This is a genomic window from Micromonospora sp. NPDC047812, assembly GCF_040704175.1.
Taxonomy (GTDB): domain Bacteria; phylum Actinomycetota; class Actinomycetes; order Mycobacteriales; family Micromonosporaceae; genus Micromonospora.
The window spans coordinates 959,007-971,168 of record NZ_JBEYRY010000001.1 but is presented as its reverse complement, the minus strand read 5'-3'; the positions used below and the strand labels follow the sequence as shown (position 1 = coordinate 971,168).

Here is a 12,162-nt window from a genome sequence, read left to right as displayed (position 1 = left end):
CGAGGAACGGGAACGGGAGCCGCAATGGTGCTCGGAGCGGTGGCGGACCCGCCGGTACGGCGGGGCAGTGACTACGCGCAGTTGTCCCGGCGGATCAGTGGGGCGGGCCTGCTGGAGCGACGCCCGGGACGGTACGTGACCCGGATCGTGCTCACGCTGGGTGTCTTCGCGGCGGGCTGGGCGGCCGTCGGCCTGGTCGGCGACTCGTGGGCGCAGCTCCTGGTCGCCGTCTTCCTCGCCGTCGCCACCACCCAGGTCGCGTTCCTCGGCCACGACGCCGGCCACCGGCAGATGTTCCGGCGGCGCGGGCCGAGCGAGGCCATCGGCCTGCTCACCGGCAACCTGGCGGTCGGGCTCAGCTACGGCTGGTGGGTCGACAAGCACAACCGGCACCACGCGAACCCCAACCACGAGGACGAGGACCCCGACGTCGGGGCCGGCGCTCTGGTCTGGACGTACGAGCAGGCCGCCGCGACGCGCGGGTTCGGCCGCCGGCTGGCCCGCCGGCAGGCGTGGCTGTTCTTCCCGTTGCTGCTGCTGGAGGGGATCGCCCTGCACGTGGCGAGCGTGCAGGCGATCGTGGGACGGGACTCCGACGGCCGGTTCCGCACCCCGATGCGGCACCGCGGGGTCGAGGCGCTGCTGCTGGTCCTGCACGCCGTGGGCTACCTCGGTGCGCTGCTGCTGGTGATGTCGCCGGTGAAGGCGCTGCTCTTCGTCGCCGTCCACCAGGGACTGTGGGGCTTCTACATGGGCTGCTCGTTCGCCCCGAACCACAAGGGCATGCCGATGCCCACCGCCGACGACGACCTGGACTTCCTGCGTAAGCAGGTGCTCACCGCCCGCAACGTGCGGGGTGGCCGACTCGTCGACGTCGCCCTGGGCGGGCTCAACTACCAGATCGAGCACCACCTGTTCCCGAACATGCCCCGGGCCAACCTGCGCCGGGCCCGGCCGATCGTGCGCGCCTACTGCGCCGAGCAGGGCATCCCGTACGCCGAGACCGGGCTGGTCGAGTCGTACCGCCAGGCGCTCGCGCACCTGCACGAGGTGGGCCGGCCGCTGCGCGGCTGAGAGCACGAACGGGGGCGGCGCCGACCGGCGCCGCCCCCGTCTTCGCGTGCGGTCGGGCTCAGGAGCCCATGGACTCGATCAGCTCCTGCGGGGCCTCCTGCGTGTCGCTCGCGGCGGGCTTCTTCACCGAGACCGGGGCGCCGAAGTTCGAGTAATTGGTGATCATGGTGCCCAGCGACTCGTGCAGCACCTGGGTGTCGATGGCGAACTCGACGAGCCGGCCCTGGTCGTCGACCCTGGCGGTGAAGGGGACGGCCTTGGCCTTGTCACCGAGGGCCTGGATGGCCTTGTCGTCGGGCTTCGTGCGGGTGTAGTCGAGGGTGCCGGAGTAGCTGCCCGGGGCGGTGCTCTCGACCTCCACCACGCTGTCGACCATCTGCTTGGCGCCGCCCGGGTCGCCGTCGGGCATCAGGTTGAGCTGGCCGCTCTTGCCGAGCTTGGTGGCGTCCATGTGCATCCACTTCTTCGGCATCCCCTGCATGCCGGTGACCTTCAGGTAGACGTCGTTGCCGAGCATCAGGATCCGGAAGGTGCCCTCCGCGCCCATCTTCAGCGTCATGTCGCCGGTCTTGTTGGCCGGGTCCATCACGCCGCTGCCGTTGATGACCGGCGAGGTGAGCTGCATCTTGACGCTCTGCTGGTTCAGCTTCAGCGCGGCGGCGGTCAGCTCGGCGCGGGCGTCGGCGGGGGCGCTGCTGGCCGGTGCCGCGCCGGTGGTGGCGCCACCGTTGCCGGCCGGAGCGTCCGCGTCCGTGCCGCACCCGGTGAGACCGAGGGCGAGCGCGGCGACGAGCGCGACCCCCGTGGTCGCCAGCCGTCGAGTGTTCATGGTGGAAATCTCCTCACGCAGGGTGGACCGGGGCGACGCCGTTCGCGGGCCCCGGCCGGGCCGCCGGTCAGCCTAACCCCGCCGGTCCACAGCCGCCCGTCTATGCCCTGGCAGTCCCGTGGCCGCCGTGCTGCCGGGTCGGCCACACCTCCCGCCGCTGGTCGGCGTCGTCGCGCCCGGTCCCGGTAGGGTCTCCCCATGGCAGACGTGCTCACCGCCGAGGCGGTGCGAGACGAGCTGGGTGGGCTGGCGGGCTGGTCGGGAGACCCCGCAGGGATCACCCGCACCGTGGAGCTGGCCAGCTTCCCGGAGGCCATCGCGGTGGTCGACCGGGTCGCCGTGACGGCGGAGGAGCTGGACCACCACCCCGACATCGACATCCGCTGGCGGGCCCTGACCTTCCGGTGCGTCACGCACTCGGCGGGCGGGGTCACCCGGCGTGACCTGGAACTGGCTCGGCGGATCGACGAGATCGTGGGGAGCGTCGGATGAGATTCGAGATCAGCAAGGTGCTGGACGCCATCGAGGGCCGGGTCAGCACCGACCCGTCGCTGGCCCGGGCCGTCGTCGACCTGGCCGAGGTGATCCGCTACCAGGACCTCGACGGCGGCCGGCCGGCGAGCCTGCTCCGCCTCGGCATGGTGATCGACGCCCTCGCCCGCGAGTTGGAGGAGGACAGCGTCCCGGTCTACGCGGTGGTCCACCGGGCCCTGCTCTCCGACGCCGACCTCACCTCCAACGAGCGCATGGTGGTCCGCCGGTGGGCCGACGACGGGCTGGTCGAGGTGCTCGACAACCCGGGCGACCGGATGCTGGAGGTGGCGGACCTGCTCGGGCTGCCCGTGCTCACCCGGGTGCGGGCCGACGGCCTGCGCGGACGCTACCCGTGGCTGGTCGAGCAGGCGGGCCGGGTGCTCGCCCCGGTGCCCGGCGCCGGCGGGCCGGTCTTCATCGCCCACGTCGGCGGCGGGCACACGCCCGTCGCCGGTGACCGGTCACCGGCCGGCGTGAAGCTGCTCACCCGGCGGTGGCGCTGCGCGGAGCCCGGCTGCGCGCTCTTCGGCGGTGGCGGCGGTGGCGGCGGGGCCTTCGCCGACCTGTCCCGGGTGGTGGAGCGCAGCCCGGCCGGCCAGCCGCCGCCCACGCTGCGCGGCGGCGCGCCGACCTGCCCCCGGCACGGCACCCGGCTCGGCGACGCCGGTCCGCGTCCGCGTAGCGCCGTCCTGGCCGTGCGGGTGGGCGGGCTGATCCGCCGCCGCTTCGTGCTCACCGAGGAGGAGCCGGCGGTGGTTGGCCGCGCGCCCGACCAGGCCGGCGGGATCACGCTCGGGCAGTGGCTCAACGACGAGGCGCGCCGCTGGATCAGCCGCAGCCACGTCCGGTTCGAGCTGCGGGTCGGCGAGGTGATCGTGACCGACGTGAGCACCAACGGCTCGGGCATCCGCCCGGGCGGGTCGATGACGGAGGCCGACCGGGTCCCGCTGGCGCCGCAGCAGTCCCGGGTGCTGGCCGAGGGCGACATGGTGGAGCTCTACCCCGGGGTGCAGATCGGCCGACCCGACGAGCTTCCCACCGGCGCCCCCTACACGCCGACGTCTGTCATGGCCGAGGCCCCCACGATGGCGATGCGTCTGCCCCGCTGAGCCGCGGGAGACGACGGCGGGCGCCGGGACCGTGGTCCCGACGCCCGCCCGTGTCGTACGGGGCTCAGCCGGCCAGCACGGCGGCGAGCTGGGCGACCGCGTGGTCGATCTCCTCCTCGGTGATCACCAGCGGCGGGGCGAGCCGGATGGTGGCGCCGTGGGTGTCCTTGGCGAGCACCCCGCGCTCGGCGAGCCGCTCGCACGCCTCCCGACCGCTCATCAGCGCCGGGTCGATGTCGAGGCCGGCCCACAGGCCCCGGCCCCGCACCGCGACCAGGCCCCTGCCGACCAGCGAGCGGAGACCGGCGTGCAGCCGGGCGCCCAGCTCGGTCGAGCGGCGCTGGAACTCGCCGGTGGCCAGCAGCCGGACGACCTCGGTCGCGACGGCGCAGGCCAGCGGGTTGCCGCCGAACGTGGAGCCGTGCTGGCCCGGCCTGAGCACACCGAGCACGTCGGCGTTCGCGGCCACCGCGGAGACCGGCACGATGCCGCCGCCGAGCGCCTTGCCCAACAGGTACATGTCGGGCGTGACGCCCTCGTGCTCGCAGGCGAAGGTGTCCCCGGTCCGGCCGAGGCCGGACTGGATCTCGTCGGCGATGAAGAGCACGTTCCGCTCGGTGCAGACCCGGCGTACGCCCGGCAGGTAGCCCTCCGGCGGCACGACGACGCCCTGCTCGCCCTGGATCGGTTCGAGCAGCACCGCGACGGTGTTCTCGTCGATGGCGGCGGTCAGCGCCGCCAGGTCACCGTAGGGAACGACCGTGAATCCCGGGGTGAACGGCCCGAAGTCGGCCCGCGCGTCGGGGTCGGTGGAGAAGCTGACGATGGTGGTCGTCCGGCCGTGGAAGTTCCCCTCGGCCACCACGATGTTGGCCTGCCCCGGCGCGACGCCCTTGACCTGGTAACCCCATTTGCGGGCGACCTTGATGCCGGTCTCCACGGCCTCGGCGCCGGTGTTCATCGGCAGCACGAGGTCCTTGCGGCACAGCTCGGCCAGCTCGCGGCAGAAGTCGGCGAACTGGTCGTGGATGAACGCCCGGCTGGTGAGGGTCAGCCGGTCGAGCTGCGCGTGCGCGGCGGCGATCAGCGTCGGGTGGCGGTGGCCGAAGTTCAGCGCCGAGTAGCCGGCCAGGCAGTCGAGGTAGCGGCGGCCGTCCACGTCGGTCAGCCAGGAGCCCTCGGCGGAGGAGACGACCACCGGCAGCGGGTGGTAGTTGTGCGCGGTCCACCGCTCCGCGTCGCGAATCGCCTCCGGCGTCCGCAGCATGTCGTCGATCACTGGCTCGCCTTTCCCTGACGGAGTCGCAACGTGCAGCACTTCGGTCCGCCGCCGGCCTTGCGCAGCTCGGAGAGGTCGACACCGACCGTCTCGTAGCCCCGGTCGCGCAGCTTCGCGGCCAGGCCGGTGGCCTGCGCCGGCAGCACCACGTGCCGGCCGTCGCTTACCGCGTTCAGCCCGAAGACCTCGGCGTCGGCGAGGGTGGCGTGCACCGCGTCGGGGAAGAGCCGGCGCAGCACCGCCCGGCTGCCCGGCGAGAACGCCTCCGGCAGGTACGCCACCGTCCGCTCGTCGAGCACGGTGAGCGCGGTGTCCAGGTGGTAGAAGCGCGGGTCGACCAGCTGCATGGTCACCACCGGATAGCCGAAGACCTCCTGGAGCTGCGCGTGCGAGGCGTGCGCGGTGCGGAAGCCGGTGCCGGCCAGCAGGAAGTCGCCGGCCAGCAGGATGTCGCCCTCGCCCTCGTTGACGTGCTTCGGGTCGTACATCTCGAAGCCGGCGGCCTCGAACCAGGCGCGGTAGGCGGGGGCCTCGTCGGCGCGCTGCGGGTCGCGGAACTGCACGGCCATCGCCTTGCCGTCGATCACCGTGCCGCCGTTGGCGGCGAACACCATGTCGGGCAGGCCGGGCACCGGAGTGATCTCCTCGACGGTGTGGCCCAGGTCCCGGTAGGTCTGGCGCAGCTGCTCCCACTGCCGGACGGCGAGGTCGACGTCGACCGGCGCGGTCGGGTCCATCCACGGGTTGATGGCGTAGTCGACGGCGAAGTACGTCGGCCGGCACATCAGGAAGCGCTGGCTGGTGGCGTCCATCGTCATTGTCCTGCTCCCAGGGGTCGGGCGCGCCCGGCCACCTTCGGCCCACGGGCTGGCGCCGTTGCTCAACGTTATGCGGCCGGGGGCGACACAATCCACCGGCGATGCTTGCGTCGAACGGCTGATCGTTGCGTATCCGAACCCGGGGAAGGCGATCTGTTGCGGCACGGTGCCCGGACGGCGGCGATGCGCTGCATCAGCCCTGATCCACCCCGAGGTGAACCTGCCGGTGCCGGGGCGTCCCGATCTCGTCCAGCAGCGCGACGGCGAAGTCGGCGTACGGGATCTGGCTCGCCGCGTCCGCCGTCGCCCAGCGGTAGCGGCCGGTGCCGGTGCCGCCGTGGTGGAATTCGCCGGCCGGCGAGCTGGGAAAACACTTCGGGGGCGGCGAACCGCCGCCCCCGAAAAAGGGTTGCCCGGCTGGTGAACCACCAGGCTGGTCGGGCGTCGCCGGTGAACCACCGGCGCTGCCGGCGCACCGCCGGCGAGCCGAACAGTGCCCGCTAGAAGCGGTCCACAAACTGTGAGTCAAGCCACTCGCGGAACCGCTGCACCCAGTCCCCGTCGGTGGTCGGCCAGTCGAACTGGCCGGTCATCGCCAGCACGCCGAGCACCACCGCGCCGAGGCCCAGGGCCACTCCGAGCAGCGCGTCGGTCTTGCCGGCGATGTGCCGGCGGCGGGTGGCCATCAGGCCCAGCACCGCGAGGACGGCGCCGAGGGCGCCGAGCCCGATGCCGTACCCGGCGAGGGTGCCGGTGAGCACGAAGAGCGCCCCGGCGACGCCGACGATCAGACCCAGCGTGGCGAGGATGCTGGCCCGGGGCTTCGGGCCGGCGACCACCGGCCGCTCCGGCTCGCGGTCGGGGACGCCGTCGCCGTCGCGGTCGACGGGCCGCTCCACGATGCGGTCCCGGTCGACGGGCCGCTGCACGGTGCCCCCGTCGAGCGGGCGCTCCCCGGCGCGGTCCCGGTCTGTCCGGGCGCCCAGCGCCGGGTTCCGGTCCAGATCGGTCGTCCGACCGTCGAGGGTCCGTTCGAGCGCCGGGTCGGGCTCGGTGGTCCGGGGGGCGCGTCGGTGATCGTCGTCGATGGGCCGGGCCGTGGCCGCCCGGGCGACGGCCGCCCGCTCGGCAGCCCGCCGCTCGGCGGCGGCGTCCCGCCCGGCGCCGTCGGGCGCGGCGCTGCTGCGGTAGGTCGTCTGCTCGCCGTCCCGGTCGGTGACCACCGGACGGCTGGGCCCGTTACCGCCGTCGGCGCCGGCCCGCGTCGCGTCGTCCCGGCCGGTGCCGGCGGAAGCGTCGCGGCCGTCGACGCGGCCGTCGAGGTTCTCGTCCCGTGTCGGCGCCTCTTCCGACCGGCGGGACAGCGAGGGAATCTTCACCACCACACACCTCCTCATGAATGCGTGGTGGCCGATGCAACGACGCCGCCCACGCGGTACGCCTCTGCAATACCCAGGCGGTCGTTCCGCGACACCGGGGTGCGCGCGGCGGTGGGCCGGGTCGGTGCGGAGGACGTTCCCGTCCACGCGTGCGGCCAGCGTTCCGGTCTACGCGTGCAGCCGGGCGCGGCGTCCTACCGCTGCCACGTGTCGAGGGCGCGGACGGCGGCGCGGGCGAAGTCGTCCATGAGGTCCGGGCTGCCGCTGGTGCCTTCCCAGCCCTGGTCGTGGAGCACCGTCGTGACGTCGTCGACGCGGATCACGACGATCTGGCTCACCGCGTCGCCGCCGGTGCGGCTGCCCTGCAGATCCGTCTGCGGCCAGCTCTGGGTCACGAGCAGGGCCTCGTCGCCGACGCCGGGCAGCGGGCGGGTCCGGACCTCGACGGTGGCCCCGGACCGGCGGAAGGACCGGCACGAGTCGAGCGATCCGCGCACCCGCCGCAGGTGGTCCGAGGCGCCCTCGCCCTCGAAGGTGAAGATGGTCTGCGTGACCGTGCCGTACGGCACGTTCTCGGGCGGGTCCTCGATCTGCTTGTAGACGTTCATCATCGAGGCGCTCGCGGTCACCGCCCGACCGCCGGTGCCGAACTCCTCGCCGCACAGCTTGGGTAGGGCGTTCGCGACGGGCGTCGTCGTCCGGGGCGACTTCCGATGCTCCGGCGGCAGTTCGAGGAAGGCCGAGGTGGGAATGGTCACCGGCGCCTTCCCGGTGGGCGAGGGCGGCGGAGCCGTCGCGGTGGGCGTCGACACGGTCGCCGACGGGGTGGGTGCCGCGCCCTGACCCTGGTCGTCGGCCGGGTCGGTGCAGCCACCGCCGAGGCCGACGGCACCGAGCAGCGACACACCGAGCGCGGTGGATCGCCGCAGTCTGGTGGCGGGGCGCCGGGGGGTGCGGTGATCCATCGTGGTGCCTCCCTGTGTCGGCCTGTCCCGACCTCTTCCCGGCAGCGGGTCGACCGAAACGAGGGGTGCCGCCCGGCAGCCGGGCAGCACCCCACGCCGGTCGAGGCGCGTCAGGCGGGCACCGTCCACTTCTGGTTCGCGCCACCGGTGCACGTCCAGATCTGCGTCGGTGTCGCGTTGGCCGAGCTGTTGTCCAGCACGTCCAGGCACTTGTTCGCGCTGGCGCTGACCAGGTCGCGGGCCGCCGTCGCGGTCCACCGCTGGTTCGCCGCGCCGGTGCAGGTCCACAGCTGGGTCCGGGTGCCGTCGGCGGTGGCGTTGGCCCGCACGTCCAGGCACTTGCCCAGGGCCCGTACGGTGCCGTCGCCGCCGAGCGTCCACTGCTGCGCGGCGCTGCCGTTGCAGTCGTACAGCTGGACGGCGGTGCCGTCGGCGCTGTTGGCTCCGGCGACGTCGAGGCACTTGCCGGCCAGGCCGACGATCGGGCCGGTCCGCCCGCCGCCGGACTGGCTGCCCGACCAGGTGAACGTGGCGGTGGTCCGGGCCGGCAGCGAGTACGTGAAGGACTGCCCGCCCCATACCACCTTGACCGACTGGCTGCCGCTGCCGCCGTTGTGCGCGATGAGCGCCTTGGACCCGTCCGGGTTCACGTACGCCACGTTCTGCACCGTGCCGTTGGCGGTCGAGTCGATCCGGTACGCGCCGGGTCGGACGAACTTCGTCAGGTGCCCGGTGGTGTAGTACTCGACGGTGTAGTCGACCTGGCCGGCCCGGGGGCCGCCCTCCTGGACGGTGACCAGGCCGGTGCAGACGTCGCAGCCGCCGTTGTGCGGGCCCATGTTCTGGTTGAGGGCGAGGCTCCACTTGACCAGGCTGCTGCTGTGGTTGCGGGCGTAGTTGACGATGTCGGCCAGGTCCTCGTTGTGCTGGTTGCCGATCCAGGTGCCGCCCGAGTGCTCGGTGCTGAACTGGCGCACCGACGGGTACTGGTTGCGCACCTGGGTGCCCACGGTCGGCTCACCGAAGTAGCCGTGCCAGGCGATGCCGCCGAAGAGCGGATCGTTGCGGATGCCGGGGTCGGCCAGCAGCACCGCCCCGAAGCCGGAGTAGTCGCCGTAGTTCCAGTCGTGCACGAGGACCTTGGTGCTGAGGCCGGCGGCGCGCAGCGCGGGGTAGAGGTGGTTCTTGGTGAACTCGACCAGCCCCGACCCGTTCCAGCTCATGCCCGGGTAGTTCATCTCGGTCGGCGCGGCGGGCTTGCAGCAGTTCGGCTCGTTCTGCACCGACAGGTAGTCCACCGGGATGCCGGCGGCCTGGTAGGTCTGCACGTACCTGACCAGGTACTGGGCGTACATCGGGTAGTACTCCCACTTGAGCCAGCCCATCTGGTCCATCCGGCCGTTGTCCTTCATCCAGCCGGGGGCGCTCCACGGCACCCCCTTCACCCGCAGCTCCGGGTTGAGCGACCGGGCCTGGGCGGTGAGCAGCCGCACGTCGGTGTCGTAGCCGTTGCTGTAGAAGTCGTTGAGGTCGCAGCAGGTGTCGTCGAGGGAGACGTTGCCCGGGCGGGAGAGGTCCGAGGCGCCGATGGGGTTGCGGACGAAGGAGAGCCCGATGCCGTCGGTCGGGGAGAAGAGCTTGCGCATCACGGCGTCGCGGGTGGCCGCGCTGATCGGCCCGCCCCGGAACAGGTACGCGGTGGTGTCCGTGATCGACGCGCCGCCGCCCTCGAACTGCTGGTAGCGGGTGTTCTCGTTGACGGTGATGGTGTGCGTCGCGCCGCCGCTGGAGGGGGCGAAGGCGAGCGGGGCCTGCTGCTGGAGGCCCCGGCTGACCTGGCGGCCGCCGGGGTCCGTGGTGGTGGTCAGCCAGACGTTCACCGGCTCGTTGGCGGCGGACGCCGGTGCCGGGAGCGTGACCGTGGCGGCGGCCACGGCGGTGCAGAGCGCGAGCAGACCTGCGGACGCGACTCGGCGCCGGGCTCGCCGGCGGTGACCCGCCGTGGCGGGTACGGGGGTGGTGGACATCGGGTGTCTTCCTCTCGCGCGGCGGTGGTGGCGATGTGCGAACGTGCACGAACCGGCCGGTAACGGGCGCGTTGATGTCACGGATTGCCCGGACCTGTCCGAACCTCCGTGAGACCCAGTTAATATTCCTTCATAATAGAAGTCAATGAATCAATCCGACTGTCTGCCCGGCGTGGCGGGCGTGCGCGGCAGCAGGGACCGTCCGGTCCCGCGCCGACCTCCGCCCCCGGCGCGCTGGCTATCCTTGGCACCCGTGCCAGAGGGACACACCATCCACCGCCTGGCGGCGCGGCACGCCGAGCTGTTCGGCGGGGACAAGCTGCACGCCGCCAGCCCGCAGGGCCGCTTCGCCGAGGGCGCGGCCCGCCTCTCCGGCACCGTCCTGGAGGCCACCGAGGCGTACGGCAAGCACCTGCTGCACCACCACGCCGACGAGCTGACCCTGCACGTGCACCTCGGGCTCTACGGCAGGTTCGCCGACGGCGCCGGGGAGCCGCCGGAGCCGGTCGGCCAGGTGCGGCTGCGGCTGACCAGCGACCGGCACTGGCTCGACCTGCGCGGCCCCACCGCCTGCGAGCTGCTCACCCCGCCCGAGGTGGCGGCGCTGCGCGGCCGGCTCGGCCCCGATCCGTTGCGGGCCGACGCCGACCCCGGCCGGTCGTACGCCCGGATCTCCCGCAGCCCGACGCCGCTGGCCGCGCTGCTGCTGGACCAGTCGGTGGTGGCCGGCACCGGGCTGATCTTCGTCACCGAGGCGCTGTTCCGGGCCGGGCTGCCGCCCACGCTCCCCGGCCGGCGGCTGACCCGCGCCGGCTGGGACGCGCTCTGGGCGGACCTGGTGGCGCTGATGCGGCTCGCCGTCGTACGCGGCCGCATCGACACCGTCCGCGACGCGCACCTGCCCGAGGCGATGGGTCGCCCCGCCCGCGTCGACCGGCACGGCGGCGAGGTGTACGTCTACCGCCGCCCCGGCGAGCCCTGCCACGTCTGCGCCACGCCGGTGAGCCGGGGCGGGTTGGCCGGCCGCAACCTCTACTGGTGCCCCACCTGCCAGCGGAGCTGACCCCTCCTCGGCCGGTCGCACCGATTCCGCGCCGGCCTGCGCCCGCCGCCCCGAGCACGTCCCCGCCGCCGCGCGGATCCCGCGCCGTGCTCCGCCCGCCGCGCGGAGCAGGCTCCGCCGCCGCAGGGGTCAACCGGCCGCGAGCAGCCAGCGGACCACCTCCACCTGGTGGGGGAAGACCTTCCCCTCGCCGATGCTCCAGGCCAGCGTCTGCCCGATCGTCCAGCCGCGTACCCGCTCCCGGTCGAGCCCCAGCTCCGCAGTGAGCCGGTCCAGCCGGTGCCGGACGGCCGCCGGCGAGTGCCCCAGCTCCGGGCCGCGCACCAGCGGCACCACGCCGAACTCGCGCTCGCCGGTCAGCGGCTTCGGGTCGATGAGCAGCCACGGCTCCCGGGTCGCCCGCAGCACGTTGCCGGCGTGCAGGTCCTGGTTGACCAGCACCTGCTCGCCCTGGCTGCCGGCCAGGTCCGTCAGCAGCCCCAGTGCCGCGTCGAGCAGCCGCCGCTCGTACGGCCGGCCGGCCCGCTCCCAGTTCACCGGCAGCCGCTCCATCCAGCCGGCGGCCTCGTCGGCGAGCGGGGTGAACGGCGGGCCGGCCGGCCGCCACAGCCGGGGCAGCAGCCCGACCGCCACGTCCAGCGCCGCGTCGGCGGGCAGGGCGTGCAGCGGCGTGCCGGGCACGCACCGCTCGACCAGCAGCGCCCGCCGTTGCGGGTCGTGCCCGAGCAGCCGGGCCGCCCCCGCCCCGGCCCAGTGCTCCAGCGCCGTCGCCTCGTGGACGCTGTCGGGATCCGGGTACTGGAGCTTGAGCACCGCCGGGGTGCCGTCGGGCAGCTCCGCCGGCAGGGCCAGCGACGCGAAGGCGTACGGGAAGGGCGGCCCGAGCCGCAGCGACCAGCGCGCGGCGCAGGCGGCCAGGCGCTCCGGCAGGGCAGCCAGCCACTCCCGCCCGGCCGGCACGTCCCGCACCCAGCCCAGCCCCTCGGGGATCAGCAGTCCGGAGTCCACCCGGCCATCCTGGACCAGCACCCGCCCACCCCGCACCACCGATTTCCCGCCCCCGCCCACCCCGCCGGTGGCGGTGA

11 protein-coding genes are annotated in these 12,162 nt (G+C 73.7%); 4 read left to right on the top strand and 7 right to left on the bottom strand.

The window, feature by feature from the left end:
- The first annotated feature begins 24 nt into the window (after positions 1–24).
- On the top strand, positions 25–1,074 hold the full coding sequence (locus AB0883_RS04395; protein ID WP_366639363.1) for an acyl-CoA desaturase: 1,050 nt from the start codon (positions 25–27) through the stop codon (positions 1,072–1,074).
- 58 nt (positions 1,075–1,132) lie between these two features.
- Here AB0883_RS04395 and AB0883_RS04390 read toward each other — a convergent pair whose 3' ends face one another.
- Positions 1,133–1,903 (bottom strand): hypothetical protein, encoded by a 771-nt coding sequence (locus AB0883_RS04390; protein ID WP_366639361.1) that lies wholly within the window; start codon positions 1,901–1,903, stop codon positions 1,133–1,135.
- Positions 1,904–2,101: 198 nt separating this feature from the next.
- Between AB0883_RS04390 and AB0883_RS04385 the strand changes: the two genes are divergently transcribed.
- Positions 2,102–2,395 (top strand): 4a-hydroxytetrahydrobiopterin dehydratase, encoded by a 294-nt coding sequence (locus AB0883_RS04385; RefSeq protein WP_121399652.1) that lies wholly within the window; start codon positions 2,102–2,104, stop codon positions 2,393–2,395.
- On the top strand, positions 2,392–3,546 hold the full coding sequence (locus AB0883_RS04380) for an FHA domain-containing protein (RefSeq protein WP_366639359.1): 1,155 nt from the start codon (positions 2,392–2,394) through the stop codon (positions 3,544–3,546). The genes AB0883_RS04385 and AB0883_RS04380 overlap by 4 nt, the downstream gene beginning before the upstream one ends.
- 64 nt (positions 3,547–3,610) lie before the next feature.
- Here the strand turns inward: AB0883_RS04380 and rocD are convergent, their stop codons facing one another.
- The 5 genes from rocD to AB0883_RS04355 all read right to left on the bottom strand — a co-directional run bounded on the left by rocD (position 3,611) and on the right by AB0883_RS04355 (position 10,014).
- Positions 3,611–4,825 (bottom strand): ornithine--oxo-acid transaminase, encoded by a 1,215-nt coding sequence (rocD, locus tag AB0883_RS04375; protein WP_366639358.1) that lies wholly within the window; start codon positions 4,823–4,825, stop codon positions 3,611–3,613.
- Positions 4,822–5,637 carry a dimethylargininase gene (gene ddaH / locus AB0883_RS04370; protein ID WP_366640281.1) on the bottom strand — a complete coding sequence of 272 codons (816 nt, stop codon included), beginning with the start codon at positions 5,635–5,637 and terminating at the stop codon, positions 4,822–4,824. The genes rocD and ddaH overlap by 4 nt, the downstream gene beginning before the upstream one ends.
- Before the next feature lie 506 nt (positions 5,638–6,143).
- On the bottom strand, positions 6,144–7,025 hold the full coding sequence (locus tag AB0883_RS04365) for a UbiA family prenyltransferase (RefSeq protein WP_366639356.1): 882 nt from the start codon (positions 7,023–7,025) through the stop codon (positions 6,144–6,146).
- A gap of 191 nt (positions 7,026–7,216) precedes the next feature.
- On the bottom strand, positions 7,217–7,987 hold the full coding sequence (locus AB0883_RS04360) for a hypothetical protein (protein WP_366639354.1): 771 nt from the start codon (positions 7,985–7,987) through the stop codon (positions 7,217–7,219).
- A 110-nt stretch (positions 7,988–8,097) separates the two neighbouring features.
- The gene (locus AB0883_RS04355) at positions 8,098–10,014 is read right to left on the bottom strand and encodes a ricin-type beta-trefoil lectin domain protein (protein ID WP_366639352.1); all 1,917 of its coding nucleotides are present in this window, start codon (positions 10,012–10,014) and stop codon (positions 8,098–8,100) included.
- A 253-nt stretch (positions 10,015–10,267) separates the two neighbouring features.
- On the opposite strand from AB0883_RS04355, the gene AB0883_RS04350 reads away from it, so the two are divergent.
- Entirely contained in the window at positions 10,268–11,077 is an 810-nt protein-coding gene (locus AB0883_RS04350; RefSeq protein WP_366639351.1) for a DNA-formamidopyrimidine glycosylase family protein, read from the top strand.
- A 129-nt stretch (positions 11,078–11,206) separates the two neighbouring features.
- On the opposite strand, the gene AB0883_RS04345 is transcribed toward AB0883_RS04350, so the two are convergent.
- Positions 11,207–12,106, bottom strand: coding sequence for an aminoglycoside phosphotransferase family protein (locus AB0883_RS04345; RefSeq protein WP_366639350.1), 900 nt, complete (start codon positions 12,104–12,106; stop codon positions 11,207–11,209).
- Positions 12,107–12,162: the final 56 nt, after the last annotated feature.